This is a genomic window from Agrobacterium sp. T29, from assembly GCF_006970545.1.
GTDB classification, from domain to species: domain Bacteria; phylum Pseudomonadota; class Alphaproteobacteria; order Rhizobiales; family Rhizobiaceae; genus Agrobacterium; species Agrobacterium leguminum.
Genome location: NZ_CP040640.1, coordinates 807,156 through 833,404 on the forward strand (window position 1 = coordinate 807,156; position 26,249 = coordinate 833,404).

Consider the following 26,249-nt stretch of genomic DNA (forward strand, 5'->3'; position numbering starts at 1 on the left):
GCCTCTCAGTCGTAGAAAGAATCCACGAATTTGTGGCGGCCGAGCAGGAAGGCGTCGGCCACGTGGGTCAGCGGCGCGAGATCGACATCGGAACGGCCAGCCTTGATGATCTCCGAGAAACGCTCGTAAAGCGCCGGATATTCCCGCTCGGGCTGGGAGAGTTTTTCCTCGCCGTTGATCGAGAGCTTTGCGCCGCCTTCCGAAAGCACCATCCGTCCCGCCGCCGTCTCGGCAACGATATCCCAGCTCTGCTTGCCGGTCTGGCGCCAGTCGAATTCGGCATGGACGGGCGTTTTCGTCACATCGGAAAAATGCAGGTCGGCGGCGATCGGGGCGTCGCGGTTTTCCGGGAACTCCAGCGTCGCCTTGGTCAGAAACAGCGCGCGCGGCAGGATATGGGTGATGATCGAAAGCGCGTTGATGCCGGGGTCGAACACGCCGAGACCGCCCGCCTGCCAGATCCAGGCCTGGTTCGGGTGCCAGTGGCGCACATCCTCTTTCCAGATGACATGCACGCTGTCGATTTTCGTGGAAGCCAGGAACGCCTTCGCAGCCTCGACCGCCGGCGCATAACGCGAATGCCAGCTTGCAAACAGCGAAAGGCCCTTCTTGTCCGCCAGCCGGACGAGATCCTGCACTTCCGAAAGGGTGGCGCCCGGCGGCTTTTCGAGGAAGACGTGCTTGCCGGCATTCAGCGCCGCGTAAGCCGCCTCGTAACGATATTGCGGCGGCATGCACAGCGATACCGCATCGATATCGGGCACAGCCTCCAGCATGGCTTCGATGGTGCCATAGGAAGCGACGCCGTCCACGGTGCCGTGACGGCTTGCGGTGCAGATCAATTCAAAATCCGGATTGCCTGCAATGGCGGGAAGATGCTGGTCGCGAACGATTTTGCCGACGCCGACGATGGCAAGCTTGGTGGCTGACATGAAGTGGAACCCGTGTGAGTGCTGCATGGGATAAAGTGTGATTTTTACAAGTTTTTAGCAGAAACGATCAAAGGAGCAAGGTGATCGTTTCCATACGGCACGTCTTTTTTCAAGCTGTAACGTCATAACAAATTTCGCATGTGTATTCTTTTATTGTGTAGTATTTGAGAATAAAAAATACTATTTTGAATCTTTAAGTGATATTTTTTGTTGTTCGGCGGTTTTAATGTTAATTTTTTAAGGTATGTTCCGTAATTATTGATGCCAATTTCGTATTTTACTTTAATATATTTTGAGTGGCAGGTGTGTGGTGATTTTATTTAAAGATGACCGTTTGTCTGGCTTCGTTCAGAAAGTCAACGAAAGCAGCCGGCAATTCAATACATACGGATTGATTTTCGGTGTCATCCTCTACAATCTCTACGTGTTTGTGGACATAAGTCTGGTCCCGGAGATCATCTGGCTGGATCTGACAGTCCGCCTGTTTGTCATCACGCCGCTTCTGTTTCTTTATTTTCCTGCGCGATATTATGCGTTCAGGATGCGGCCGGATGCCGTGGCGCACGAGGTCCTTCACGGGCTGGGCTGCATGTTGGTCGTCGCATCGATCATGTTCATCTATGCCAACGCGCAAACCTCGTCGGCGAGCGAATATTACATGGGCATCGTCACCGTCGTCCTTTATATGAATACGATACATCGCAAACCGTTTCCGCTTGCGGTTATGGGCACGGTCGGCTGCATGGCGGTTTTCATCGTCGGCATGGAATATGTCACGGTGACGAGCGAGGTAGCCAAGCTGCCGGCGATCATGTGTTCCGTCGGAATCAGCGCCGTCTCGCTGTTTGCGGCCTATCGTATCGAGCAGGTGGAAAGGCGGGACTATCTGGCGTCGCTACGTGAGAAGACCCTGGTGCAGCGGATTCAAACCGCAAATCACGAACTTCAGCAGCTTTCCAATACCGACCAGCTCACCGGCATCCGCAATCGCCGCAGCTTTGACGAGGCGGCGAGCGAGGCTTCGGGCGGCAGCGGCAGGCCGCGGGCGCTCATCCTTCTCGATGTCGACTATTTCAAGAACTACAATGACTCGGAGGGTCATGTAGCCGGCGATGACTGCCTGCGCAGGATCGCCGGCAGGCTGCGTAGCGCGCTTCGCAGGGACGATGGCGACAGAAGTTTCGTCGCGCGTTATGGTGGCGAGGAATTTGTGGTTCTGCTCGACAATTGCGTTGTTTCCGCCGCGCTCGCCATCGGCGAAAGACTGAGATTGGCTGTGATCGATGAGGCCATACCCCATCTCAACCGTCCCGACGGGCGGGAAATAGTCACGGTCAGCCTCGGCGTTGCCGTTTCCGGTGACGGCAGGGAAATCATATACGAGATGGTGAACCGGGCCGATATGGCGCTCTACGAGGCGAAGCGTCAGGGACGCGACCGGCTGGTGCTCGCCTCCGGGCATATGGGAACGATTGTCGGGCCGGCGGAACTTTACGGCATCGAAGCCGCGATGTCGGCATAGGATACTAAGGGCTTGGCGGCGCGCTATAAATTCTGTCCCGCGGGAAGCGGGATTTTTGAGCCATGTGTCGGAATTCCGGCGCCAGAACACATAATAACCGGGGAACGCAGATGATGGAATTGATCGCCGCACAAGCGGCAGCGTCGGCTGCCGAGCTTCCATTCCTGCTGCTTCAGGCGGCCGCCGTGGTTGGCATGGTGTCCGTGCTTATCCTTCTGCGGCGAAACATTGCGCTCGAGGATCCTCGCTACAAAGTCTATTACGGCATCATTTTCGGAATGGCGGGCTTTCTGCTGACGCTGCTGGTGTCCGAGTTCATCAAGCTGCCTTCCAAACCCTATATCCGCTCCGACCTGCTGTTTCTGGCCGGGGTGCTGGGGTCCTGGCAGGGCGGGCTGATCAGCCTGTCCCTCGTGGCGGCCGGGCGTTTCGTGTTCGGCGGTCCCGTGCTGTTTTTTGCGGCCCTGCAGGACATGGTCGTCATTTCGGCCTGCGGCATCATCATGTATGGCTGGATGCGCAAGCGCCGCCTCGCCAATCTGGGAATTCGGGATATTCTCACCGTCTTCGCGGTCAGGTTCATCGCCGTGCTGCTTGCCATCTCGATCTCATTCGCTTTTGGGCTGGTCGACCAGGCACTGTTTTTGAGTGCAGTGGGCCGCCGAACGCTGGGCGCGGTCGCCGTCGGCCTGCCGATGATCTTCTGCCTGTTCATCCTTCTGCGCAGCGAAGCGCGGGCGCGGGAAGAGACAAGGAAACGCGAGGTGGCGGCGCGGACGGATGCATTGACCGGCCTGCCCAACAGACGCGCCCTCAAGGACCATATAGAAGCGACGATGCGGCAGGAGCCGGCCATTCCGCACGCCCTCATTCTGATCGAGATAGTCAATATTGCCGATGTCGCCGCCTGCGAGGGCGAGGACTGGAGCGATCTTTTCTGGCCGAGGCTGGCGCGGGAAATCTGCGACGGGGAAGACGGCCTGCTATGCAGGTCCACTACGCCCCGCAGCTTCATGTTCGGCGATACGACACTTGCGGTCGTCATGCGGGGGATTTCGCTGGAGAAGTCCGAAAGTGCGAAACTCATGATGCATCTGCATGACGGGTTGAGCGCATTTTGCCGCTCGGCGGAGGCGGGGCCGGTGCCGCATCTCAAAATCGGAGCGGCGAATCTGGACAGGCTTTCCCGGCAAAACGTAGCCTCTTTCCTCAGGCACCTCAGCCTCGCGCTGAAAGGAAGCGATCATCCGGTGCAGATTTTCCCCTTCTCCTTTGCCGAGAAAGCGACACGGGACGAGGCGGTGCGGCAGATGCTGGTCAACTGGATCAAATCCGGCACGCCGCCCATTTGTTACCAGCCGAAATTCGAAATGCGCAATCGCCGCATGATCGGCGCCGAAGCGCTCCTGCGCGCGGTCGACGCGCGGGGGCAGGCACTTTCGCCTTATTATGTGCTGGAGATCGCCGAACGCCATCGGCTGCTGGTGGAATTCGAATGGTCGACGATCGAGGCCGTCGTGCGCGATCTTCGCGACCTGCACGGCCTCGAGGCGGATTTTCATCTGGCGGTGAATATTTCCGCTTCGTCCTTTGCGAGCGCGCATTTCGCAGACCGGGTCGTGGCGCTGCTGCACGAAATGGCGGTGCCGGCGCATCGCCTCTCGATCGAAGTGACGGAGATGAGCAGGATACCGACCACCGATGTTGTACAGCAAAATTTCGATACGCTGATTGCCGCAGGCGTTCGGCTGGCGCTCGATGATTTCGGTACCGGTTATGCCGCCCTCACTTTGCTGGCGCGGTTCCCGTTCGAAGAGGTCAAGATCGATCACTGGATGACATCGAGGCTCGACCAGTCGCGGTTCAGGGAGGCCATTGCGCTCGCCTTCGAGAGTGCGGAGCGTTACGGCGCAAAGCTGGTGACGGAAGGCATAGAAACCGAGGAGCAGAGCCGGCTCCTCATGCAGATGGGCATTCGCTTCGGGCAGGGTTATCTTTACTCCCCCGCCGTACCGCTAGACCGCCTGCAACCGCGCAGGGCATGCGCCTAGGACATATCCAGTTTAACCGAAAGCGCAGTCGCGCATCACCCCGCCATTGCTTCTTCATATTCGCTCGAAAGCAGCAGCCATTGCTCCTCCGCATCCGAAAGCTTCGCGGCGGCCTCGCCGCGCTCCTTCACTTTTTGTGCGGCCTTGGCGGGCGCTTTTTCGTATAGGACGGGATCTGCCAGCTCGGCGTCGAGCGACTGAATCGTTTTCTCAAGCTTTGCCGTCAGGGATTCGATTTCATTGATCTTTTTCTTGAGCGGCGCGAGCTGGGCGCGCTTTTCCGCGCTTGCCTTGCGTTGATCGGCTTTGGAAGCCTGATCGGCCACAGCGTCGGTCTTGTCTTCCTTCTTTTTACCGGAGGAAACGACGAGATCGCGATATTCCTCCATGTCGCCTTCGAAGGTCTTGACCGTGCCGTTAGCCACCAGCCACAGCCGGTCCACTGTCGCCTCGATGAGATGGCGGTCGTGCGAGATGAGGATAACCGCGCCGCTGTAATCGTTCAGCGCCTCGATCAGCGCACGGCGGCTGTCGATATCGAGATGGTTGGTCGGTTCGTCGAGGATGAGCAGGTTCGGCGCATGGAAGGCCGCAAGTCCCATCAGAAGCCGGGCCTTTTCGCCACCGGAAAGGTCCTTTGCCGCCGTCGCCATCTTTTCGGTCGCGAGACCCATCTGCGCCACGCGGGAGCGCACCTGCGCCTCCGGGGCCAGCGGCATCAGCTTGCGCACATGTTCGACCGGCGTTTCATCCGGCACGAGGTCATCGAGCTGATGCTGCGCGAAGAAACCGATCTTGAGGCCAGGGGCGACGCGAAGATCGCCCGCCTGCGGCGCAAGCCGGCCGGAGATGAATTTCGCGAAGGTGGATTTGCCGTTGCCGTTGGAGCCGAGCAGCGCAATACGGTCGTCATTGTCGATCCTGAGATTGAGCTGCTTCAGAATGGATTTGCCCGGCTCGTAACCCACAGCCCCGCCATTGATGGCGACGATGGGCGAGGCAGGCTGCTTTTCCGGCTCCGGGAAGGTGATCGGCTGGACGTGATCCTCGATCACGGCGGCGACAGTGCCCATGCGCTCCAGCGCCTTGATGCGGCTCTGCGCCTGCCGCGCCTTGGTGGCCTTGGCGCGGAAACGGTCGATGAAGCTTTGCAGGTGTTTGCGCGCGGCGTCGTTCTTCGCCTTCGCCTTCATCTGCAATTCGTCGGCCTCGGCCTTCTGCCGCTCGAACTGGTCGTAACCGCCGCGATAGAAGGTCAGCTTCTTCTGGTCCAGATGCACGATGGAGTTGACGGCATTGTTGAGAAGGTCGCGGTCGTGGCTGATGATGATGACGGTATGCGGATAACGCCGGATATAGTCCTCCAGCCAGAGCGTGCCTTCGAGGTCGAGATAGTTGGTCGGCTCGTCGAGCAGCAAAAGGTCGGGCTCTGCAAACAGCACGGAGGCGAGCGCCACGCGCATACGCCAGCCGCCGGAGAAGGAGGAGGCCGGGCGAAGCTGCGCTTCGTGATCGAAACCGAGGCCGGCAAGAATGCTGGAGGCGCGCGCTTCCGCCGAATGAGCGTCGATATCGACGAGCCGCATCTGGATTTCCGCGATACGGTGCGGATCGGTTGCGGTTTCCGCCTCGGCCAAAAGCGCGCTGCGCTCCCTGTCGGCCGAAAGCACGATGGAAATCAGCGATTCCTCGGTGCCTGGGGCTTCCTGCGCCACCTGGCCGATGCGCGCCTGTTTCGGGATTGTCACCGAACCGCTTTCCGCCGAGAAATCGCCGGTGATGACCCGGAACAGGGTGGATTTGCCGGCGCCATTGCGGCCAACAAGGCCCGCCTTCACACCGGCGGGAAGCGTCACGCTGGCATGGTCGAGAAGCAGACGCCCGGCGATACGGGCGGAAAGATCGGTAATCGTAATCATGGCGCCGTTTTGGCCGAACTGTCTGGCCAAGGCAAGAGCGCCCGCGCCACATCGGGCGAGATTAAGGTGTCAATTGCCGAGCTGCGCCAGATAGCTGCTGCGGCTATGCTGCGCCACCTCCCGCGAATAACCGACGACGCAGTTGCGCGTGCCGCAGCGGGCTGAAAGCAGAGCGAGTTCGGCATGGCTGAAAAATTCGGCGGGCGTTGCGGTTCCATCCACCGCGGCGACGCCGATTGAAACGGTCAGATGTTCACCGTCTCCTTCCTGCGTCACGAAACGCAGCGCCTCCACGCTTTGCCGCAACCGCTCGGCAATGGCCTCGGCCGTGTTCTGCGGCACGCCGGCAAACAGGAAGGCGAATTCATCGCCGCCGATACGGGCGACGAAATCGTCCTTCTTGATGGTCTTGCGAAACAGGGCGGCGAGACGTCGCAACGCCTTGTTGCCGGCAGACGAGCCATATTTGCCGTTGATTTCGCGGAAATGGTCAATATCCAGCAGCACCAGCGAGGTGGCTGAGGCCGCCCGGTCCCGTGCAAAAAGAGCGCCAAGCTTTTCGAGAAAGGCGGCCCGGTTTGGCAGGGCCGTCAGCGCATCGCGAAGCGAGGCGGCCTGAAGCTCCGCGCGGTTTCTTTCAACCTCGCGGATTTTCACCAGCCCCATGGCGATGAAATGCCGAAGGCTCGTCTGTTCTTCGTGGATATCGCCCAGCAACTCCACGAAGCGCTCCGTTGCGGGCGGCTCGCCATCCTCATCCTGCTCAAGGCTGGCCAGGAAAGTCTCGGTGCGCTGAAGGCTTGCATCCAGCCGCGCGGAAATCTGCGTCAGTGTATCGAAGGCCGCGCTTGCCATCTGTTCGGCTTCGATGCGCGAAAAGCCGGGCAGATTGTGCCGCTGGCCGATGAGGTCGATTTCATGCTGCTGCGGCGCATTGCCAAGCGCGAGAATGTCACGGCCCATGGCCGGATTGTGTCCGGACAATATTTCATAGATCAATTCATAATTGCGCGGCAAAGGTGCAATGTTCATCTTGGCGATGAACTGCGTGATCTTGGTAACGACCAGAGCGCTTCTTGCCTGTTCGCGTTTTTTATCGCCCGCCGATGTCGTCACTGACAGCCCCAATAGCAATGGATTATTATGAATGGACCGGCGATAACCGATTGTTGAACGGCGTTATTCTTACAAGCGACGGTTTAAAATAGAATAAATCCACAAAGAATTTTGCCGTCACGAAGCATGAATTCCGCGTTGCGGAAGGCGGGTGTGCCCCAAGCGTTCCTTGATCGATAATATGACAAATCCTGATTTGATTTCGGGCGGCGACCGTTTTTATATCGCTCCATCGATGTTGCAGAAGAGGGGCAGCCCATGACGACTTCCAGAACGCTCTATTCGCTATGCGGAAGCGATACTTCCCGGCCATTTTCTCCCCATTGCTGGAAAACCGTGCTTTCGCTGGCGCATAAGGGGCTGGATTTCGAGGAGCGGCCTTTACCCTTCACGGTGATCCCGACGGTGGAGGACGGTTTTTCGAAGACCGTGCCGATCCTGCGCGATGGCGACGAGCTGATAAGCGACAGTTTCGAAATCGCGCTTTACCTGGACGAGGCTTACCCGGAGCGCCCTTCGCTGTTCAACGGCGAGGGCGGCAAGGCCATGGCCCGTTTCGTCGAAAGCTGGTCGCAGACGTTGCTTCACCCGGCCATCGTGCGCATTGCCGTGCTCGATATCCACAATATGCTGGACGAGCCGGACCGCCGTTATTTCCGCGACAGCCGCACGAAAGCGCTCGGTCGTCCGCTCGAGGATGTGGTGGCGAACCGCGAGGCGGAAATCGCAGCCTTTCCGGCATTGCTTGCGCCGATCCGGCGTATGCTGAGCTTTCAGCCTTTCATCGGCGGCACATCGCCGCTTTTTGCGGATTACATCGTGTTCGGCGCGCTGCAATGGGCGCGGATCACCACCGGGGCGGATTTGTTCGCCGATAACGACCCCGTGCGGGACTGGTTCGAAGGCTGCCTCGATCTCTACGATGCGAGAGGCCGCAGTGTGACAGCGGCGTGAAATGTCTGGCATCATCGTCGCAATCTCGTCGATCCCCCTTGTTTTCGGGCCTTTGGGCGGGTAAAGACCGCCCACTTTCTCTGAAGGAAAAGGAAACGGACATATGGCGATTGAACGCACATTTTCGATGATCAAGCCGGACGCAACCAAGCGTAACCTGACGGGCGCGATCACCAAGGTATTTGAAGACAACGGCCTGCGCGTCGTCGCCTCCAAGCGCGTCTGGATGAGCAAGCGCGAAGCCGAAGGCTTCTACGCCGTTCACAAAGAGCGTCCCTTCTTCGGCGAACTCGTTGAAGGCATGACTTCCGGCCCGACCATCGTTCAGGTTCTGGAAGGCGAAAACGCCATCCTCAAGAACCGCGAAATCATGGGCGCCACCAACCCGGCCCAGGCCGCTGAAGGCACCATCCGCAAGACCTTCGCGCTCTCCATCGGCGAAAACTCCGTTCACGGCTCCGACGCTCCGGAAACCGCCGCACAGGAAATCGCCTACTGGTTCGCCGAAACCGAAATCGTCGGCTGATTCAAAATCTCAACGGCTTGAATCGCTGTTGCAGGCGATTACACGAAGCTGCTGAAAAGACTCGAAGAAACGGAGCCGAAAGGCTCCGTTTTTTTGTTTTGGAGCGCTGCCTGCAAGACGGTGCGTTTCTGCGGAGACCTCGCTTCATACTCCGTCACCCCGGACTGAATCCGGGGTCCAGCGCGATCAAGTCCTTGATCGCAAAGACTCTTACGCCACGCAGACGCGCGGCGGCTGGATACCGGGTCAAGCCCGGCATGACGGAAGAGAGGTTTGCCACCCCCTACAGAGAACTGAGCCTAAGGCTGCAATTTTTTGTTAGGACGCCGGACACCCCTGAACCGGCCGCATATCCGTCGTGCCATCCGGTTTGAACACCTCCGGATTGGGCGTATAAAGCGGGCCGACCACCAGCGGCTTGGCGGGAAGAAGCGACTGGTCGGTGTCGGAGCGGATCGTGGTTTCGATCGTCTGGAGAATGTCGCCTTCCGGCCCCTTGATGCGGATGGTGACCTTATAGGGCCGGTCCTGCTTCACGCATTCCACCGGTGGGCTCTGAACCGTGATCTTTTCGTCTTTCGGGAAAATCTTCTCGCGGCTGGTGAGGTCTGGACCGCCGCGCGGGTTTTCGAACGTCGCTTCCACCGTGCTGCCATCGCGAATGGGGGCGATGCGCTGAAGCGTTACCAGATAGGTGGCGATGGCGACGCGATAGTTGAAAACGAACATCCGGCCGGAAACCTTCGCCACTTCGCGCGGTTCGTCCCGCTGGCAGCCTGAAAGAGCGAGCATTCCCGCAATCGCCAGCAAGGGAAGGGCAATTCTTCTCATGATCGCACGTCCTTCTTCCGGTGATAGTGCCGGCTGGCTTTCTGCCGGTTGCCGCACACAGCCATATCGCACCAGATACGGCTTCTGTTCTTGCTGCGGTCGATGAAAAGCCAGCCGCAATTGCCGCAGATCCGCAGCCGCTCCTTTGTCTCGCCGGCAAGCAGCAAGAGGGCGGAATGGGCGGTGGCGTTGCCGATGCTTTCGGCAAGCGGAAACGTCCGCAGCGCCGTGCCGCAGGCGAAGAGAAGCCTGGCCAGCCTGCCGTCGCCATCGTCGCCGCCGGCAATGGAGGCGCGGAAATAATCGTCGACAGCCTCGCGAAGATCGAGAAAAACCGCCTGCTTTTCCGCCTCGGGCGCAATGAGCGTGGGAAACCTGTCACGTTCCGCGCCGAGCCTTGTGGCCGCTTCGGCAAAGGCCGCGATCTGCGCCGGCACGGCAAAACGGTCGACTGATTTTGCCGCATCCGAGCGCAGGATCACGCTATTGGCGACATCCAGCGCCAATGCGCCGCCTGCGAAACGATGTTGCGTCCAGCGAAAGGTCATGCTGCACATTATAACTGTCAAAATGAGTTTTAACAGTTATAATCATGGCGGGAGGACGCGCTTGGCCTATTTCCTGCAACAATTGCTGAATGCCGTGCCGGTCGCCTCGCTTTATGCGGTTCTGGCCTTTGGTTATGCCATCGCCTTTTCGGTCACCAAACGCGCCGATGTCACCTATGGCGCCATATTCGCCTTTGCCGGCCAGACCTGCCTGTTATTTGCGGATTTTGGCTGGAACCGGCTGTGGTTGGTTTTGCCGGCAACATTGGCGCTCGGGGCAGGGGCGGGCCTGTTCGGCGGGCTGTGGGCGGCGGGTTTTGTCGGCCGGGCGGTGATGCGCCCGCTGGCGAAAGCCTCTCCCAATGCCGTGACCGTCGCCTCTGTCGGCGTGCTGATTGCGCTGACCGAAAGCGCGAGGCTGGCCGCCGACACAAGGCAGTTATGGCTGCCGCCGCTTCTGTCTCAGCCGGTGCGCTTCTGGGCCGATGGCGGCTTTGCCGTGACCCTGACGCCGATGCAGATGCTGAACACGGCGGCGTTCTGCCTGCTCATTCTCGCAGGGTCGCTTTATCTTGGCCGTTCCGCTTTCGGCAGGCGCTGGAAATCGGTCTCGGACGATGCTTTCGCCGCCGCATTATGCGGGGTGAATGCGGGCCGGATATTTCTCGTCTCCTATTGTGCAGCAGGCCTCGTTGCCGCCATCGCCGGCGTGCTGGCCACATTTTATTACGGCACCATGGATTTCGGCGCTGGTCTGGTCTTTGGCCTGAAGGTGGTGCTGATTTCGGCGGCGGGCGGTTATGCCAGTCCGCTCATCTGCGGCCTTGGGGCCGCCGCCGTCGGCTTTGCGGAAACTTTCTGGGTCGGTTACGGACCCGCCGCCTGGCGCGATGCGGTGGTTCTGGCGATGCTGGTCGGCTGGCTGATTGTCATGCGTAGCAGGGTGGAAGCGCCCTGAGTATGGCCCCTAGAGCGCTTTCGCGTTTCTTCGAATGGCGAAAGCGCTCCAACTCTTTGTTCCGTCGCATTTCCGGACGGAAAACCGGGCTCCACTTTTCCTGGAAATGCTCTATCGCCACTTGTCCTTGGCCGCGTCGTCGGTTGTTTTTGACGCAACCCAGTCGCCCGCCGAGCCATCCTTGCCATGTTCCTTTTTCCAGAACGGGGCGGATGTCTTGAGATAATCCATCACGAAATTGGCGCCATCGAAGGCGGCCTGTCGATGCGATGAAGCTGCGATGACGAGCACGATGTTTTCGCCGGTGGCGATCTTGCCGTGGCGGTGGATGGCGGTGAGGCCGAGAAGGCCGAAACGCTCCATGGCAAGTCTGGCGATGCGGGTTATTTCCGCCTCCGCCATGCCGGGATAGTGTTCAAGCTCCAGCGCCGCAAGCGTGCCGCCATCATCCCGACAGAGCCCGGTGAAGGCCACGACCGCGCCGATGCTCCTGTCCCCTTCCGTCAGCCGGCGGGTTTCCTCCGCAGCGTCGAAATCCTCTGCCTGCACGCGGACCGTCGGCTGCATCCGCTCATCCCCCCGTCATCGGCGGGAAAATGCCGATCTCGCGCGCGCCGAGGATGCTTTCATCATGCTCGACATGCTCCTGATTGACGGCGACGCGGATCACATTGGGAAACTCGAAGGCAGCTTCGTAATTCTCGCCGCGCGTCGCAAGCCAGGCGATCAGCTCGCCGGCGGTGGTGACGGAGGAGGGGATGTCCAGCTCTTCTTCATCCGTGCCGATCTTCTCGCGAACCCAGGCGAAATAAACGATCCGTGTCATCAGTCTTCGTCCACGATGTGCTTCAGGCCGGCCTTGAAGTAATCATAGCCGGTATACATGGTCAGCGCCGCCGCGATCCACAGCAGGGTAATGCCCATTTCGGTCGTGTAGGGCAGAACCTTGTCGCCCGCAGGACCCGCGAGCAGGAAGGCGATGGCGACCATCTGGATGGTGGTCTTCCATTTGGCGATGCGGGTGACGGGAACGCTGACCTTCAGCGCCGCCAGATACTCTCGCAGGCCCGAGACCAGAATTTCGCGGCAGAGAATGGTGATGGCCGCCCAGAGCGACCAGCCGGCAATGGTGCCATCCGCCGCCATCAGAAGCAGGACGGAGGCGACCAGCAGCTTGTCGGCGATCGGGTCCAGCATGCGGCCGATATTCGACGTCTGGTTCCAGATACGCGCGAGATAACCATCGAGGAAATCGGTCAGCGAGGCGATGATGAACAGCCATAATGCCGTCCAGCGCGCGAAATCCGAGCTTTCCAGTTTCCCTTCGATGTAAAAGCACAAAACGATGACAGGAACCGCGAGGATGCGGCCATAGGTGAGGAGGTTGGGAATGCTGTATGCGCGCGAAGCCATGGGAAACCTGTCAGTCTAAGATTAGCTGCCTTGATGCCGCCGCCAGGGCATAGCGTCAACACGTGATTATGTTTTTTTAGCAGTTCGCCACGACGGCGCGGCGTCAATCGCTGCCGCTCTCGTGGAAGTGATTGTAGATTTGCCGCGCAACCGTCTCCGAAATGCCGCTGACAGCCATCAGGTCGTTGAGGCCGGCGCGGGAAACCGCCTTGGCCGTGCCGAAATGCTGCAGCAGGGAGCGCTTGCGGCCCGGACCGATTCCCGAGATTTCGTCGAGCGGATTGCGCACCATTTCCTTCTTGCGCCGCGCCCGGTGCGAGCCGATGGCGAAGCGGTGCGCTTCATCGCGCATGCGCTGGATGAAATAGAGCACGGGATCGCGCGGCGGCAGCGAAAAATCGCTGCGCCCATCCGCAAAGAAGCGTTCGCGGCCCGCCTCGCGGTCCACGCCCTTGGCGACACCGATGGCGGTCACACAGTCGCGAATGCCGAGTTCGTCGAGAATGGCCCGTACCGCCGTCATCTGGCCCTGACCGCCATCGATCAGGATCACATCGGGCCAGGCGGGGAAGGGCATATCGGCGGCTTCCTCCGGCGTCGGCGTCTGCCCACGGTCGGGCTTTCCCTCTTCCTTCAGCAGGCGCGAGAAGCGACGGGTCATCACCTCGCGCATCATGCCGAAGTCGTCACCGGGGGTGATGTCGGTCGATTTGATGTTGAACTTGCGGTATTGGTTCTTCACGAAACCTTCCGGCCCCGCCACCACCATGCCGCCCACGGCATTGGTGCCCATGATATGGGAGTTATCGTAAATCTCGATCCGGCGCGGCACATAGGAAAGACCGAAGGTTTCCGCAAAACCTTTCAGCAGCCGCGCCTGAGACGAGGTTTCCGCTAGTTTGCGGCCATGCGCCTCGCGGGCATTGGCAAGCACATGGTCGGTGATGTCCTTCTTCTCGCCGCGTTGCGGCACGCTGATTGTCACCTTGTGTCCGGCTTTTTCACCGAGGGCAGCCGCTAGAAGTTCCTGTTCCTCCACCGTTTCGGACAGCAGGATTTGTTTCGGCACCGGCTTGTCGTCGTAAAATTGCGCCAGGAATGCATTGAGGATTTCCGAGCCGGCGAGCGATGGGTCGGCCTTCGGAAAATAGGCGCGGTTGCCCCAGTTCTGCCCGGTGCGGAAAAAGAACACCTGAATGCAGGAGATGCCGCCTTCATGGTGGATGGCGAAGACATCCGCCTCCTCGATGCCGGCGGGGTTGATGCCCTGATGGCTCTGGACATGCGAAAGTGCGGCCAGCCGGTCGCGATAGACCGCGGCGCGCTCGAAATCGAGGTCCTCGGCAGCCTCGTTCATCTGCCGCGCAATCGCGGTCTTGACGCTCTGGCTCTTGCCGGACAGGAAATCCTTGGCTTCCTTGACGAGTTCTTCATACCCCTGATCGCTGATCTCATGCGTGCAGGGGCCGGAACAGCGCTTGATCTGGTAAAGAAGACAGGGACGCGTGCGGGTTTCGAACACGCTGTCGGTGCAGGTGCGGATCAAAAAGGCGCGTTGCAGCGAATTGATCGTGCGGCCGACCGCGCCGGCCGACGCAAAGGGGCCGAAATAATCGCCCTTGCGCGCCCGCGCTCCACGGTGCTTGAAAATCGCCGGCGCGCGATTGTCTGCGGTAATGAGAATATAGGGGAAAGACTTGTCGTCGCGCAAAAGCACATTAAAGCGCGGCCGCAAGCGCTTGATGAGATTCGCTTCCAGCAGAAGCGCCTCTGTTTCCGTGCGGGTGGTGACGAATTCCATATGGGCAGTCAGCCGCACCATCTGGGCAATGCGGTTGGAATGCACGCGGCCCTGCGCGTAATTGCCGACACGCTTCTTCAACGAGCGCGCCTTGCCGACATAAAGAACGTCGTTCGCCTCGTTGAACATGCGATAGACGCCCGGCGCATTCGGCAGGTGTTTGACGAATTCGCCGATCAGATCCATGCCCTTCAGGCCGGATTCGTTCTTCCAGCCCGCATTCCAGTCCATGCCGGCAACGTCGCTCGATGCCTCGGCCGCATCGGTCGCGGCAAGGTTTGCATCGTCGTCTTCGTCGTCGGTTTCATCGAAGAGAATACCGCCATCAGGCAGCTTCTTTCCGTTCATTCATTTATCTCCGCCACGTCAGGGGTTTCCCAGCCAAGATGCTGGCCGCCGTCGAGCGCGATCATTTGTCCGGTGACCGACGGCGTGTCGAAAAGAAAGCGAATCGTCCGCCCGAACTCGTCCGGTGCGGGACCACGCTTTAATATAAGGCCGTCGATCTGCGCCTGAAAGTCCTCGGGCGCCTGTCTTTCGCTTTTGAAGGTGGGACCCGGCCCGATGGCATTGACCCGCACACGCGGCGCAAAGCTCTGCGCCATCGTCCGCGTGGCCGTCCAGAGCGCCGATTTCGAAAGCGTATAGGAATAAAACCTTGGCGTGAGCGCAAGCACGCGCTGGTCGATGATATTGACGATCAGCCCGGATTTATCGGCAGGCAGTTGCTCGACAAAGGCGGCGGCGATGAGGGAGGGCGCCCGCACATGCACGGCGAAATGCGCGTCGAAGATCGCCGGATCGGGCTTGTCCGCCGAGTCGTCGAGAAAAACCGACGCATTGTTGATAACGACGCCGATAGGCCCGAGGGCTGAAGCGGCCTTTTCGACAAGCGCCATTGTTGACGCCGATTGTGTCAGGTCCGCCTGAACGGCTGCGGCCCTGCCACCTTTCTGCCTTATTTCGTTAGCGAATTCCTCCGCCTGTGCCATGGATTCATTGGCATGTACCGCAATCGCAAAGCCGTGTGCGGCAAGATCGGTGGCGATTGCCCGGCCGAGCCTGCGGGCGGCTCCTGTTATCAAGACGGTCTTTTGTATATTTTCTCTCACGGCGGACCTGCATTTGCTCATATATTCCCTATGTGCTGGATATAGATGCAAATCGCAAGCTGTCACGCAGCCCCAAAAGAATTGGGCGATTTTTTATTCGCAATGTAATTTCGGTTTAATTTGAATATAATTAAGTTTAAAGTCGATATATTGCTGATTAGGCTTCTGTTAGGGTTAATAAAACCGTTGTGGCAATTAGGCAACGTCTAATTCTAGTCACGTCGCTGCCTCAAACAATTCACATTTTGGCTCTTTGATCTCCGCATTCTCCCATCAAATTCGGTTTCCAGAGGGGCGATTAACCCGACGAATTATGCCGCGTCTGAAAACAATGTTTTGAGTGCAGAGCGGCCCTGAAAGGAGAATAACATGCGTATTTTCGTAGCAACCCTTATGGCTTCGACCATTGCAGCCGCCGGCTTTTCGGCTGCTCACGCCGCTGATGCCGTAAATGAAGTGCCGCAGGCACCGGTAGCCTACGACCAGCCCGCCGCAGTCAAGGATTGGTCCGGCGCCTACCTCGGTGGTACCGTCAACTATGACTGGGGCCGTTTCAGCTCCAGCGACAACGGTCGCGATGCCAAGGGCTTCGGCGGCGGTCTGTACGGCGGTTACAACATGCAGAACGGCCAGATCGTTTACGGTGGTGAAGCCGACATCAATCTCGGCGACGAGCGCGGTTCTGCCGGTACGGTCGCAGGTCGCGCCGTCGAAGGCAAGCAGGGCGTCAACGGCTCGCTGCGTGGCCGCGTCGGTTACGACATGAACCCGTTCCTGCTCTACGGTACGGCCGGTCTTGCTGTTTCCGACAACAAGGTTCGTGACGGCGTCAACAAGGATAGTGCCACGGCTCTCGGTTACACGGTTGGTGCCGGTGTAGAAGCCATGGTTACCGACAACATCACCGCTCGTCTGGAATATCGCTACAGCGACTACCAGAAGAAGGACTACACGCTCGGCAACGACGCCTTCTCGCGTGGTTATGACGACCACTCCGTCAAGGCCGGTATCGGCGTCAAGTTCTGATCCCTCAAGGATCGCTATTGGAAAAGCCGGGGTTTTCGCCCCGGCTTTTTTGTTTTTCGGTGTTATGTGTCGGCATGAATGCCCGGCCTTCCGGCCAGGCGTCCTTCTGCATTCGCCTCAGGCGGCGGCCTTCATTTCCGCATAGGCTTCAAAACGCTTGCCGAAGGTTTCCGGCCAGCCGGCCAGCGCATCGCGCCCTTCGGCCCACTCGCCGGCGAAACGCAGGTCGAGATAACCGATCATTGCGGCAAGGGCGAAATGGCCGCCATGCAGCTTCTTGCCGGTTTTCGGCAGGTTGGTGTTGAGATAATCAAGCCCGCGGACCACCTTGCTCCACTGCTTTTCTATCCATGGCTGGTGGATCTTGTCTTCCGGGCGAAAACGACGCTCGTAAACGATGGCGAGCAGGCAATCCATGATGCCGTCGCACAGCGCTTCCAGAATTTCCACATCCGTGCGCTTGCCGTTCTTTTTCGGGTAGAGCTTGCCGCCCGAAAGACGGTCGAGATAATGCATGATCGCCACGCTGTCATAGACCGAGCCGCCTTCATCCAGAAGCAGGACCGGAATCTTGCCGAGCGGATTGTTGTCCATCAGCGTTGCAGGTTCGGCACTGGTATCGACGCGCACGGAGGTAATGTCGATGCCGAGATGGCGCGCGGCCATACGTACCTTGGCGGAGTAGGGGGAGGCGGGCGAGTAGAGCAGTTCCATGGTCGGGTCCTGTGGGTTGTCGTCTGGGGACTGGAATAGTCAATAAAACTGCATAGCGGTTTTATGTCTGGAAAATGTGTAGAAGAACGCAAAAGGGAACATTCGATGCGCTCTAGCGAATGGGGACGATTTCCGTGGCGTTGGCGCGGCAGCCCTTGCGGTCAAGCTCGGGGCAGTCGCGGAATGTCATGTCCCTGTTGAGGCAGATGCGCACTTCCTCAAGGCGCCTGCCGTCGCAGCTGATGGAGATGCCGCGTTTCGACAGGCCGGGATTGGCGTCGGTGAAGGCGGTTTCTATGGCGTCGGCGGAAAGAGTGGCGGCTTCGGCGCCCGAGGCGATCTTTCCCGGCAGCCGGATGGCTTCGAAGGCGGCGCGTGTTGCCGAGAAATAGTCCCTCTGCGACAGGCCGGAGCAGGAGCCGTGCTTGCGCCACTGGTGGCCGATCAGGCCCATGGACGGCATGATATCGAACATGGTGCGGCCGATCGCGTCCGGAACACGGTCGGGCTCGCCGCTTTGGCAGAATTCCGGATAGCCGTTTTCGTTCTGCGGCCACAGCCCATGCACCACGAAACCGTAACGCCTGTCGCTGCCGCATTGCTGGCGGTTGCCCGAGCCTTCGGAACTGGCGCAGAATGCCGGTGACCAGGAGAGCGACAGCACGTAAAAATCGAAACCGTTTCCGCGCGGCGCAGGGTTTTTGCCCGTCTCCTGTCGGGAAACGTCGCGCCCTGAAGCGTCCGGCCGGGAGTTGCCGGCGGCCTGCGATTGGGCTTGTGTCTGCCGGTTGCCGGCGGGGTCGGGCGGTGCCGGATTTTCCCGCGCGAACCACAATGCGCCGAGCGACAGAAGGCCCAGGGCGATGAAACCGGCATAACGCTTCATTCCGTGTACGTTCTCCGGAAAATGGACGACCTCACATCGCCGGCGGGCGACGATCCGGTCTTACATCAACTTGTGAACGGGGCAAACCGCCAATCTTTGATGAAAAGGTTGAAAGCTTTGCCGCATAACGAATAAAGTCGAACGAATCTTCCGCAAAGACGGAACAGGGCTGGGGTGAGGCTGGAGGAAATAGGCGGGCATGACCGCATGAAATTCAAGAAATATATCTGGCCCGTCGTTGGCTTCGCGACGATCGGTTTTTCCGCATGGTTGCTCTTTCACGAACTGCGCGGCCTGTCGCTCGATGATCTCTGGGACAGTCTGAAAGCCATTCGCGTGCGGGACTGGCTGTGTTCGGGCCTTGCAACCCTGCTGGCCTATGCCGCGCTCGCCGGTTACGACCGCATCGCGTTGCAGCATCTTGGCCGCAAAGTGAACTGGTTCTTCATCACGCTTACCTCTTTCACCACCTATGCGCTGTCCCACAATGTCGGGGCCTCGGTATTCTCGGGTGCCGTGGTGCGATATCGGGCCTATACGTCCAAGGGGCTGAGTGTAGCGGAAGTGGGCGTGCTTGTCGGCCTCTGCTCCTTCACCTTCCTCATCGGCACGATCATGCTCATCGGGCTGGTGCTGCTTTACGAGCCTGACATCACCGAACGGTTTACCGGCATTCTGCCCGTCGAAGCCTCCACCACCACAGGCGTGCTGCTGCTCCTTTTCGTCGGCCTTTATATTCTTGGCAGCCTGCTCAGGCTGAAACCCCTGAAAATCGGCTCTTTCGTGCTGCCGTACCCCGCGCCGAAGCTTGTTGCGCAGCAACTCGTCATCGGCCCGATTGAGCTGATCGGCGCGGCGGGCATCATCTATTTCGCGCTGCCGGAAGCCGGAAATCCCGGTTATATGGTCATTCTCGGCATATTTCTGGTTTCTTTCTCGGCTGCGCTCATCTCGCATGCGCCGGGCGGCCTGGGGGTGCTGGAACTGGTCTTCGTCACCGGCCTGCCGGACATGAACCCGGCGGATGTCATCGCGGCGCTTCTGGTCTTCAGGCTGTTCTACCTCATCATTCCCTTCATCATGGCCCTGTTCGTGATCCTGTTCTTCGAACGGTCACAGCTGGCGCAGGCGCAGAGGCGGGAAGGGCTGAGATAGCCCCTCAATTATCTTCCGATTTTTCCTCGCCGCGCAGCCAGAAGGCGCGCTGCGAGGCGAACCTGTCCTGCGCCAGCGTTGTCTTCAGGTAGGGCAGCAGCGTGTGCAACTCGTCCTTCAGCGTATAGGGCGGATTGACGATGATGAGGCCGGAGCCGCTCAGGCCATCCAGCCGGTCGCTTCTGACGGAAAGCTCCGCACACAGCATCTTCGGAATGTCGAAGGATTGCAGCCGCTCGTGGAAGTCCTTGATCGGTGCGCCTTTCTTCAAGGGATACCACAGGCAATAGGTGCCGGTGGAAAAACGCCGATAGGCCTTGTTCAAACCATCGGCCAGACGCTGATATTCATTCTCAAGCTCGAAAGGCGGATCGACGAGGATGAGGCCGCGCTTTTCCTTCGGCGGCAGATGCGCGCCGAGCGACAGCCAGCCATCCAGCTCGGTGACACGCACCTGGTAGTCCCCCTCGAACAGGCGCGCGAGCGCCCGGCTGTCATCCGGGTGCAGTTCCATGGCCGAAAGCCGGTCCTGCGGGCGAAACAGCATGCGCGCGAGTTTCGGTGAGCCGGGGTAGAATTTCACGCCACCGTCCGGATTGAGTTCCTTCACGGCGTCAAGATAGGGCTCCAGCAGTTCGGCGATGGGGGCGGGCAGATCGGCCTCCATCAGCTTGCCGATACCGGTCTGCCATTCGCCGGTCTTCTGCGCCTCTTCCGAGGTCAGGTCGTAAAGCCCGATGCCGGCATGGGTGTCCAGCACCCGAAAGGCCTTGTCCTTGTTCTGCAGGTAGCGCACGAGGCGGGCGAGAACGGCATGTTTGAGGACATCCGCGAAATTGCCGGCGTGATAGATGTGGCGGTAGTTCATGGATGTGTCTCGCTTGCCGTTTATCCGGATGAATGGTCAGGATGAATATTCTTGATGGACGTCACTTCGGCCTTTTTGCCGCATCGTTGATGCAATATACAAAAGACATGAACGTTGCGACCCCGATTTCCGCTGAAAAAGCCGCCCCGAAGTCCGAAGTCCGTATCGGACACACGGTCTGCCCGCATGACTGTCCGAGCGCCTGCGCGCTCGAGGTCGACATCAATGCCGATGGCCGCATCGGCCGCGTGCGCGGGGCTAACGCCAATACTTATACCGCCGGCGTGATCTGCGCCAAGGTGGCGCGTTACTCTGAGCGCATCTATCATCCCGGCCGTCTTCTGACCCCGAAGCGCCGCAAGGGTGCGAAGGGCGCCGGCGACTGGCAGGAGATTTCCTGGGAAGTGGCTCTGGATGAGGTGGCGGACGCTTTCGTCAAGGCCGAGGCGCGGCATGGTACTGAGGCCATCTGGCCCTATTTCTATGCCGGCACCATGGGGCAGGTGCAGCGGGATTCCATCGAGCGCCTGCGCCACGCCAAGAAATATTCCGGTTTCTTCGGATCGATCTGCACCAACATGGCCTGGACCGGTTATGTGATGGGCACCGGCGCACTGCGCGGCCCGGATCCGCGCGAGATCGCCAAGGCCGATGTCGTCGTCATCTGGGGCACCAACGCGGTCGCCACCCAGGTCAATGTCATGACCCATGCGGTGAAAGCCCGCAAGGAACGCGGCGCGAAGATCGTCGTCGTCGATATCTACGACAATCCGACCATGAAGCAGGCGGATATGCGCCTCGTCGTCCGCCCCGGCACGGATGCCGCACTTGCCTGCGCCGTCATGCACATCGCCTTCCGCGACGGTTACGCCGACCGTGATTATATGGCGCGCTTTGCCGACGATCCGGCGGGGCTCGAGGCGCATCTGAAGACGAAGACGCCGCAATGGGCATCCGAAATCACCGGCCTTTCGGTCAATGAGATCGAGGATTTCGCAAGGCTAGTCGGCGCCACGAAGAAGACCTTCTTCCGGCTCGGATATGGTTTTGCCCGCCAGCGCAACGGCGCGGTCGCCATGCATGCTGCGCTTTCCATCGCCACGGTTCTCGGCTCCTGGCAATATGAGGGCGGAGGCGCGTTCCATAACAATGGTGACATCTTCCGGCTCAACAAGGCGGAGCTGATGGGCAGTTCTTACGCCGACCCCGAGGTGCGCCAACTCGACCAGTCGCAGATCGGCCGCGTGCTGACGGGGGACGCGGAAGCGCTGCGCCACGGCGGCCCGGTGACGGCGCTGCTCATCCAGAACACCAATCCCGTCAATGTCGCGCCCGAACAGCGGCTGGTGAAACAGGGCTTCCTGCGCGACGATATCTTCGTCGCCGTGCATGAGCAGTTCATGACCGAGACGGCCGATGTGGCCGATATCGTGCTGCCCGCCACCATGTTCCTCGAACATGACGACATCTACCGCGCCGGCGGCCAGAACCACATTCTGCTTGGGCCCAAACTGGTGGAGCCGCCGGAAACGGTGCGCACCAATCTCTTCGTCATCGAGGAACTGGCAAAACGCCTCGGCGTCGACCATATGCCGGGCTTCGGCCTTTCGGCCCGCGATCATGTCGACCGTATGCTCAAAGTCAGCGGTTGGGGCGATTTCGACACGCTGGCTGAAGAGAAGTGGATCGATGCGCAACCCTCCTTCGAGGTGGCGCATTATCTCGAAGGATTCGGTTACGGCGATGGCAAATTCCGCTTCAGTCCCGAATGGGCAACCGGACCCTCTCCGAACAAGCCGCCGAAAAATATCGGTGTGATGGGGCCTGTTGCGCAATTTCCGAAATTCCCGGATCAGGTCGACGTTATCGAAACCGTGGACGGTGACCATCCCTTCCGGCTGGCGACATCGCCGGCGCGCAATTTCCTGAACTCCACCTTCGCGGAAACCAAGACCTCCGTGCAGAAGGAAGGCCGTCCGGAATTGATGATCTGTCCCGAAGATGCGAGCGGCAACGGCATTGCCGATGGCGACATCGTCCGCATCGGCAATGCGCGCGGCGAAGTGCGCCTCCATGCGAAAATCGTGGAGGGTGCAAGACCGGGTGTGCTGATCGCCGAAGGGCTGTGGCCAAACAGGGCGCATCTGGATGGCGAAGGCATCAATGTACTGACCGGCGCCGATGCGGTCGCCCCCTATGGCGGTGCGGCTTTTCACGACAACAAGGTGTGGCTCCGCCGCGATGACGGGACCCGCGAGGCTTGATATTGCGCCGCAACACGGGCAGGCTGAAATCCCACGACAGGCAAGGATATATCCGGTGACACAGACGCAGGCGAAAAACATTCCGGCCGACACGGATGCGGGCAGAATCCGGCTGGTGGAAAAAGAAACCGTCTGGAAGGGCTTCGTGCATATGCAGAAGCTCGTTTTCGACCAGCGCATGCCGGATGGCAAAACCATCCGCATCGTCCGGGAAGTCCACGACCATGGCAGCGCCGCCGCCATTCTTCTTTATGACCCGAAGCGCGACAGCGTGGTGATGGTGCGCCAGTTCCGCCCCGCCGCCTTCGTGAACGGCGATCCAAGCTTCATGATCGAGGTGCCGGCGGGGCTTCTCGACGACGACGACGCGGCCGTCGCCATCCGCCGTGAGGCGATGGAAGAATCAGGCTACGCGGTCGAAAAGGTCGACTATCTGTTCGATATGTATGCCAGCCCCGGCACGCTGACGGAAAAGGTCAGCCTCTTCGTCGCCCGCATCGATCTTGACGTGCAGGCCGGCAGCGGCGGCGGACTGGAGGACGAAGGCGAGGATCTGGAGGTTCTGACCTACCGGTTGGATGAAGCCTTCGCGATGATCGCATCGGGTGAAATTACCGATTCCAAGACGATCATTCTGCTGCAATGGGCGATGTTAAATCGCGCCCGGCTTTGAGGGCAGGGTTATTCGAGCGCATCTGGTAAACTCGTAATTCGAGTGAAACTGTCGATACTAGAAGCGTCCTCTCACACCCATCCCCACGAAAATCGACTGCAAATCGCCGCCGCCGGCATTCTTTTCCGATGACAGGTCGCCGGCGCCTGCGCCGCTATAGTGGGTGTCTCCGCGCCCGAGGCTGGTGTAGTCATATGCGCCGTCGAGATAGATCGAGGCATTCTCGGTCAGGTCATAGGCGACGCCGGCCTTCACCCCGAACATGCCGGCGACGTCGAATTTGTCGGTAAAGCGCATGTCGCGCAGCCAGTGATCGTCCGTTGCCTTGCCGTAGACCATGGCGCCGCCTTCGAGGCCCAGATTGAGCGACCACTTGCCGAACCTCTGGCCGCCCGTCAGGTTGCCGTAGAAAACCGGGATTTGCTGGCGATAGGTGATCCCCTTGAGGCCATCCTTGAATTTGCCGGAGAAATCGCGGGGGGAGAAAACGCTGTAAACCGCGTTGCCGCCATAAGCCGACCATTGAACATCCGTATAACGAAAACCGACGCCGGCGCTGAGATATTGCTGCGGATCGTCCAGCAACATGCGATTGAGTTCGAGGCTTCCCGAAAAATAATGGTCGAGCCGCGTGTCGTCATGCTGGGAACGGTGGCTCCAATTGTCCTTGGAGCTATCTCTGGAAAAAGGCCAAACCCAGTCATAGTCGGTCATATAGCCGTCGCCCTCGAAGCCGACGCGGCCTTCCGCCTTCACGCGCCAGCCGGGCGCAAGTTCAAGCCCGAGCGAGCCGCGCAATGCCACCGCGTTTTTGGTTTCCCACTCGAGTTCGCTCAATTTGCGCCCACCGATATGGACGGTTTCCGTCGCTCGAAGATTGAGAACGCCGGCATCCACTGAGGCTGTAATGCCGCTTTGCTCAGCCGCGACGGGCAGGCTGGCGCCCGCCAGCAGGACAACCGAAAGCGGCAGGGAAAATCTCGAAAATGGCATAATCGCTCCTGAATGACCGGAGGGCCCGAAATAAGGGCCGTTGCGGGCATTAAAGATGATTATGGTAAACGATCGGTTTATTTTCCGAAAAATACCATTATTGGTGTTTTTGTACTTTAGTTATAGCTTTATCAGGAGGCGGAGATGAGGTTGGAATACTCAGTATTACTTTCGTCATCCGTGAAGATCGCCTTGCCGTCTTCCATTCGAACCTTGCCTTCGGCAAGCCGCTTCAGGGTAAGCGGGTAGAGCTGGTGCTCGACTGTCAGGATCCGCGCCGCCAGCGTGTCGGCCGTATCGCCGGAAATGACCGGCACCGCACCCTGCGCGATGGTCGGGCCTTCATCCATGCCTTCGGTGACGAAATGCACGGTGCAGCCGGAAATCTTCATGCCGCTGTCGATGGCGCGCTGATGGGTGTTGAGGCCGGGGAAAAGCGGCAGCAGGGAAGGGTGGATATTGATGATGCGCCCTTCATAGGGAGCAATGAAATTCCCCGATATCAGCCGCATGTAACCGGCGAGACAAATGATATCGGGCGCGATTTCACCAAGTGCGGCCAGAATGGCGCCCTCATGCTCGGCCTTGCTGGCATAGGTCTTGCGCTCGAAGACCAACGTGGGAATGCCCATGCCCCGTGCCTTTTCCAGCCCGCCCGCAGACGCCTTGTCCGAGATGACGCAGACGATTTCCGCCGGAAAATCCGCCGCCTGACAGGCCTTGGCCAGCGACACCATGTTGGAGCCGCTGCCGGAAATGAAAACGACGACGCGTTTGCGGCCGGACGGGATGGCGGCGCTCATCATAGGCCGAGAGCGCCCTTGTAGATGGTGCCATGCGCGCCTTCTTTGCGGGCGACCATGCGGCCGAGCGGGAAGACGGTCTCGCCTTCGGCAGTCAGAACATCGGTGACCTTTTCGGCATTTTCAGCCGAAACGACGACGATCATGCCGACGCCGCAATTGAAGGTGCGCAGCATTTCCTTCGCTTCGACGCCGCCGGTTTTCGCCAGCCACGAGAAGACGGCGGGAACCTTGATCGCGTCGAGATCGATTTCGGCAGCGAGATGCTTGGGCAAAACGCGCGGAATATTCTCCGGGAAACCGCCGCCGGTAATGTGCGCCAGCGCCTTCAGTGCACCGGTTTCGCGGATCGCCTTCAGAAGCGGCTTCACATAGATGCGGGTCGGCGTCAGCAGCGCTTCGCCGAGCTTCTTGCCGTCGGCGAATGGAGCGGCAGCGCTCCAGTCGAGGCCGGAGATCGATACGATCTTGCGCACCAGCGAAAAGCCGTTGGAGTGGACGCCGGAGGAGGAGAGGCCGAGAATGACGTCGCCTTCGGCAATATCGCCGGCCGGCAGAAGCTGGCCGCGTTCGGCCGCACCCACGGCAAAACCGGCGAGATCGTAGTCGCCATCGGAGTACATGCCGGGCATTTCAGCGGTTTCGCCGCCGATCAGCGCACAGCCGGATTCGCGGCAGCCGGCGGCAATGCCGGAAACGATGGCCGCACCCTGGTCCGGGTCCAGCTTGCCGGTGGCGAAATAATCGAGGAAGAACAGCGGTTCTGCGCCCTGGACGACGAGATCGTTGACGCACATGGCGACGAGATCGATGCCGACCGTGTCGTGATAGTCAGCGTCGATGGCGATCTTCAGCTTGGTGCCGACGCCGTCATTGGCGGCCACCAGAACCGGATCGGTGAAGCCCGCGGCTTTCAGATCGAACAGGCCGCCGAAGCCGCCGATTTCGCCATCCGCGCCGGGACGCCGCGTCGAACGCACCGCCGGTTTGATCTTTTCGACCATCAGGTTGCCGGCGTCGATATCCACACCTGCATCACTATAGGTAAGACCGTTCTTGCCCGACTGGCTCATGGCTCTCGTCTCCGCTGGTTCCTTTGGCGTCGCCATTCGCACGGGACGGGGCCTGATGCAAGGGTTTGAGTGGCAAAAGCTCCGGTTTTTAACGGCTTTGGCGGGGCTTGC

25 protein-coding genes are annotated in these 26,249 nt (G+C 59.7%); 9 read left to right on the forward strand and 16 right to left on the reverse strand.

The features are described from left to right. Positions 1-5 precede the first annotated feature (5 nt). Entirely contained in the window at positions 6-932 is a 927-nt protein-coding gene (locus tag FGF54_RS04165) for a Gfo/Idh/MocA family protein (protein WP_142779000.1), read from the reverse strand. 334 nt (positions 933-1,266) lie between these two features. Here FGF54_RS04165 and FGF54_RS04170 point away from each other — a divergent pair, with 334 nt between their 5' ends. Both FGF54_RS04170 and FGF54_RS04175 read left to right on the forward strand, forming a co-directional pair. Then, the gene (locus tag FGF54_RS04170) at positions 1,267-2,454 is read left to right on the forward strand and encodes a GGDEF domain-containing protein (protein ID WP_142779001.1); all 1,188 of its coding nucleotides are present in this window, start codon (positions 1,267-1,269) and stop codon (positions 2,452-2,454) included. 110 nt (positions 2,455-2,564) lie between these two features. Further along, positions 2,565-4,505, forward strand: coding sequence for a bifunctional diguanylate cyclase/phosphodiesterase (locus FGF54_RS04175; protein ID WP_142779002.1), 1,941 nt, complete (start codon positions 2,565-2,567; stop codon positions 4,503-4,505). Positions 4,506-4,540: 35 nt separating this feature from the next. Here FGF54_RS04175 and FGF54_RS04180 read toward each other — a convergent pair whose 3' ends face one another. Together FGF54_RS04180 and FGF54_RS04185 are read right to left on the reverse strand one after the other, a co-directional pair. Further along, positions 4,541-6,424 (reverse strand): ABC-F family ATP-binding cassette domain-containing protein, encoded by a 1,884-nt coding sequence (locus FGF54_RS04180; protein ID WP_142779003.1) that lies wholly within the window; start codon positions 6,422-6,424, stop codon positions 4,541-4,543. 69 nt (positions 6,425-6,493) lie between these two features. Further along, positions 6,494-7,540, reverse strand: a complete 1,047-nt coding sequence (locus FGF54_RS04185) for a GGDEF domain-containing protein (protein ID WP_168208005.1) — start codon at positions 7,538-7,540, stop codon at positions 6,494-6,496. A gap of 258 nt (positions 7,541-7,798) precedes the next feature. On the opposite strand from FGF54_RS04185, the gene FGF54_RS04190 reads away from it, so the two are divergent. Beyond that, positions 7,799-8,494 (forward strand): glutathione S-transferase family protein, encoded by a 696-nt coding sequence (locus FGF54_RS04190; protein ID WP_142779004.1) that lies wholly within the window; start codon positions 7,799-7,801, stop codon positions 8,492-8,494. Positions 8,495-8,597: 103 nt separating this feature from the next. Further along, entirely contained in the window at positions 8,598-9,020 is a 423-nt protein-coding gene (gene ndk, locus FGF54_RS04195; RefSeq protein ID WP_003496769.1) for a nucleoside-diphosphate kinase, read from the forward strand. A 318-nt stretch (positions 9,021-9,338) separates the two neighbouring features. Here the strand turns inward: ndk and FGF54_RS04200 are convergent, their stop codons facing one another. Together FGF54_RS04200 and FGF54_RS04205 are read right to left on the reverse strand one after the other, a co-directional pair. Beyond that, positions 9,339-9,851 carry a hypothetical protein gene (locus tag FGF54_RS04200; RefSeq protein ID WP_142779005.1) on the reverse strand — a complete coding sequence of 171 codons (513 nt, stop codon included), beginning with the start codon at positions 9,849-9,851 and terminating at the stop codon, positions 9,339-9,341. Beyond that, the gene (locus FGF54_RS04205) at positions 9,848-10,408 is read right to left on the reverse strand and encodes a CGNR zinc finger domain-containing protein (RefSeq protein WP_210247426.1); all 561 of its coding nucleotides are present in this window, start codon (positions 10,406-10,408) and stop codon (positions 9,848-9,850) included. The genes FGF54_RS04200 and FGF54_RS04205 overlap by 4 nt, the downstream gene beginning before the upstream one ends. A 52-nt stretch (positions 10,409-10,460) precedes the next feature. Here FGF54_RS04205 and FGF54_RS04210 point away from each other — a divergent pair, with 52 nt between their 5' ends. Further along, entirely contained in the window at positions 10,461-11,357 is an 897-nt protein-coding gene (locus FGF54_RS04210; RefSeq protein ID WP_142779007.1) for a branched-chain amino acid ABC transporter permease, read from the forward strand. A 111-nt stretch (positions 11,358-11,468) separates the two neighbouring features. On the opposite strand, the gene FGF54_RS04215 is transcribed toward FGF54_RS04210, so the two are convergent. The 5 genes from FGF54_RS04215 to FGF54_RS04235 form a co-directional block, all read right to left on the reverse strand. Next, a complete protein-coding gene (locus FGF54_RS04215) occupies positions 11,469-11,924 on the reverse strand; it encodes a molybdenum cofactor biosynthesis protein MoaE (RefSeq protein ID WP_142779008.1) in 456 nt (151 codons plus the stop codon). 4 nt (positions 11,925-11,928) lie between these two features. After that, entirely contained in the window at positions 11,929-12,183 is a 255-nt protein-coding gene (moaD, locus tag FGF54_RS04220; protein WP_078054084.1) for a molybdopterin converting factor subunit 1, read from the reverse strand. Next, entirely contained in the window at positions 12,183-12,770 is a 588-nt protein-coding gene (pgsA, locus tag FGF54_RS04225; protein WP_003520759.1) for a CDP-diacylglycerol--glycerol-3-phosphate 3-phosphatidyltransferase, read from the reverse strand. Before pgsA ends, moaD begins: the two co-directional genes overlap by 1 nt. 103 nt (positions 12,771-12,873) lie before the next feature. Beyond that, the gene (gene uvrC / locus FGF54_RS04230) at positions 12,874-14,919 is read right to left on the reverse strand and encodes an excinuclease ABC subunit UvrC (RefSeq protein ID WP_168208006.1); all 2,046 of its coding nucleotides are present in this window, start codon (positions 14,917-14,919) and stop codon (positions 12,874-12,876) included. Further along, positions 14,916-15,704 carry an SDR family oxidoreductase gene (locus FGF54_RS04235; RefSeq protein WP_142779009.1) on the reverse strand — a complete coding sequence of 263 codons (789 nt, stop codon included), beginning with the start codon at positions 15,702-15,704 and terminating at the stop codon, positions 14,916-14,918. Before FGF54_RS04235 ends, uvrC begins: the two co-directional genes overlap by 4 nt. 348 nt (positions 15,705-16,052) lie before the next feature. On the opposite strand from FGF54_RS04235, the gene FGF54_RS04240 reads away from it, so the two are divergent. Beyond that, positions 16,053-16,709, forward strand: a complete 657-nt coding sequence (locus tag FGF54_RS04240; RefSeq protein WP_142779010.1) for an outer membrane protein — start codon at positions 16,053-16,055, stop codon at positions 16,707-16,709. 117 nt (positions 16,710-16,826) lie between these two features. Here FGF54_RS04240 and FGF54_RS04245 read toward each other — a convergent pair whose 3' ends face one another. Both FGF54_RS04245 and FGF54_RS04250 read right to left on the reverse strand, forming a co-directional pair. Next, positions 16,827-17,423 (reverse strand): glutathione S-transferase, encoded by a 597-nt coding sequence (locus tag FGF54_RS04245; protein WP_142779011.1) that lies wholly within the window; start codon positions 17,421-17,423, stop codon positions 16,827-16,829. Positions 17,424-17,535: 112 nt separating this feature from the next. Beyond that, positions 17,536-18,309 carry a ribonuclease gene (locus FGF54_RS04250; protein WP_142779012.1) on the reverse strand — a complete coding sequence of 258 codons (774 nt, stop codon included), beginning with the start codon at positions 18,307-18,309 and terminating at the stop codon, positions 17,536-17,538. A 207-nt stretch (positions 18,310-18,516) separates the two neighbouring features. Between FGF54_RS04250 and FGF54_RS04255 the strand changes: the two genes are divergently transcribed. Continuing rightward, positions 18,517-19,464, forward strand: coding sequence for a lysylphosphatidylglycerol synthase domain-containing protein (locus FGF54_RS04255; RefSeq protein ID WP_003520764.1), 948 nt, complete (start codon positions 18,517-18,519; stop codon positions 19,462-19,464). A 4-nt stretch (positions 19,465-19,468) separates the two neighbouring features. On the opposite strand, the gene FGF54_RS04260 is transcribed toward FGF54_RS04255, so the two are convergent. Continuing rightward, entirely contained in the window at positions 19,469-20,332 is an 864-nt protein-coding gene (locus FGF54_RS04260; RefSeq protein ID WP_137452099.1) for a 23S rRNA (adenine(2030)-N(6))-methyltransferase RlmJ, read from the reverse strand. 41 nt (positions 20,333-20,373) lie between these two features. On the opposite strand from FGF54_RS04260, the gene FGF54_RS04265 reads away from it, so the two are divergent. Together FGF54_RS04265 and FGF54_RS04270 are read left to right on the forward strand one after the other, a co-directional pair. Further along, the gene (locus FGF54_RS04265) at positions 20,374-22,596 is read left to right on the forward strand and encodes a molybdopterin-dependent oxidoreductase (protein ID WP_168208007.1); all 2,223 of its coding nucleotides are present in this window, start codon (positions 20,374-20,376) and stop codon (positions 22,594-22,596) included. A gap of 55 nt (positions 22,597-22,651) precedes the next feature. Next, the gene (locus FGF54_RS04270; protein WP_142779013.1) at positions 22,652-23,269 is read left to right on the forward strand and encodes an NUDIX domain-containing protein; all 618 of its coding nucleotides are present in this window, start codon (positions 22,652-22,654) and stop codon (positions 23,267-23,269) included. A 57-nt stretch (positions 23,270-23,326) separates the two neighbouring features. Here FGF54_RS04270 and FGF54_RS04275 read toward each other — a convergent pair whose 3' ends face one another. From FGF54_RS04275 to purM, 3 genes are all read right to left on the reverse strand, one after another. Further along, a complete protein-coding gene (locus FGF54_RS04275) occupies positions 23,327-24,262 on the reverse strand; it encodes an omptin family outer membrane protease (protein WP_142779014.1) in 936 nt (311 codons plus the stop codon). A gap of 131 nt (positions 24,263-24,393) precedes the next feature. Further along, positions 24,394-25,068, reverse strand: a complete 675-nt coding sequence (gene purN / locus FGF54_RS04280) for a phosphoribosylglycinamide formyltransferase (RefSeq protein WP_142779015.1) — start codon at positions 25,066-25,068, stop codon at positions 24,394-24,396. Then, a complete protein-coding gene (gene purM / locus FGF54_RS04285; RefSeq protein WP_142779016.1) occupies positions 25,065-26,138 on the reverse strand; it encodes a phosphoribosylformylglycinamidine cyclo-ligase in 1,074 nt (357 codons plus the stop codon). The genes purN and purM overlap by 4 nt, the downstream gene beginning before the upstream one ends. Positions 26,139-26,249 lie beyond the last annotated feature (111 nt).

Bases quoted from the DNA above. Each gene is read 5' to 3' on its own strand.
- ndk (WP_003496769.1), top strand. From the start codon at position 8,598: ATGGCGATTGAACGCACATTTTCGATGATCAAGCCGGACGCAACCAAG.
- FGF54_RS04235 (WP_142779009.1), bottom strand. From the start codon at position 15,704: ATGAGCAAATGCAGGTCCGCCGTGAGAGAAAATATACAAAAGACCGTC.
- FGF54_RS04205 (WP_210247426.1), bottom strand. From the start codon at position 10,408: ATGTGCAGCATGACCTTTCGCTGGACGCAACATCGTTTCGCAGGCGGC.
- FGF54_RS04245 (WP_142779011.1), bottom strand. From the start codon at position 17,423: ATGGAACTGCTCTACTCGCCCGCCTCCCCCTACTCCGCCAAGGTACGT.
- FGF54_RS04255 (WP_003520764.1), top strand. From the start codon at position 18,517: ATGAAATTCAAGAAATATATCTGGCCCGTCGTTGGCTTCGCGACGATC.
- FGF54_RS04200 (WP_142779005.1), bottom strand. From the start codon at position 9,851: ATGAGAAGAATTGCCCTTCCCTTGCTGGCGATTGCGGGAATGCTCGCT.
- uvrC (WP_168208006.1), bottom strand. From the start codon at position 14,919: ATGAACGGAAAGAAGCTGCCTGATGGCGGTATTCTCTTCGATGAAACC.
- FGF54_RS04250 (WP_142779012.1), bottom strand. From the start codon at position 18,309: ATGAAGCGTTATGCCGGTTTCATCGCCCTGGGCCTTCTGTCGCTCGGC.
- FGF54_RS04180 (WP_142779003.1), bottom strand. From the start codon at position 6,424: ATGATTACGATTACCGATCTTTCCGCCCGTATCGCCGGGCGTCTGCTT.
- FGF54_RS04260 (WP_137452099.1), bottom strand. From the start codon at position 20,332: ATGAACTACCGCCACATCTATCACGCCGGCAATTTCGCGGATGTCCTC.
- pgsA (WP_003520759.1), bottom strand. From the start codon at position 12,770: ATGGCTTCGCGCGCATACAGCATTCCCAACCTCCTCACCTATGGCCGC.
- FGF54_RS04265 (WP_168208007.1), top strand. From the start codon at position 20,374: ATGAATATTCTTGATGGACGTCACTTCGGCCTTTTTGCCGCATCGTTG.
- FGF54_RS04175 (WP_142779002.1), top strand. From the start codon at position 2,565: ATGATGGAATTGATCGCCGCACAAGCGGCAGCGTCGGCTGCCGAGCTT.
- FGF54_RS04240 (WP_142779010.1), top strand. From the start codon at position 16,053: ATGCGTATTTTCGTAGCAACCCTTATGGCTTCGACCATTGCAGCCGCC.
- FGF54_RS04165 (WP_142779000.1), bottom strand. From the start codon at position 932: ATGTCAGCCACCAAGCTTGCCATCGTCGGCGTCGGCAAAATCGTTCGC.
- purM (WP_142779016.1), bottom strand. From the start codon at position 26,138: ATGAGCCAGTCGGGCAAGAACGGTCTTACCTATAGTGATGCAGGTGTG.
- FGF54_RS04275 (WP_142779014.1), bottom strand. From the start codon at position 24,262: ATGCCATTTTCGAGATTTTCCCTGCCGCTTTCGGTTGTCCTGCTGGCG.
- moaD (WP_078054084.1), bottom strand. From the start codon at position 12,183: ATGACACGGATCGTTTATTTCGCCTGGGTTCGCGAGAAGATCGGCACG.
- purN (WP_142779015.1), bottom strand. From the start codon at position 25,068: ATGATGAGCGCCGCCATCCCGTCCGGCCGCAAACGCGTCGTCGTTTTC.
- FGF54_RS04190 (WP_142779004.1), top strand. From the start codon at position 7,799: ATGACGACTTCCAGAACGCTCTATTCGCTATGCGGAAGCGATACTTCC.
- FGF54_RS04215 (WP_142779008.1), bottom strand. From the start codon at position 11,924: ATGCAGCCGACGGTCCGCGTGCAGGCAGAGGATTTCGACGCTGCGGAG.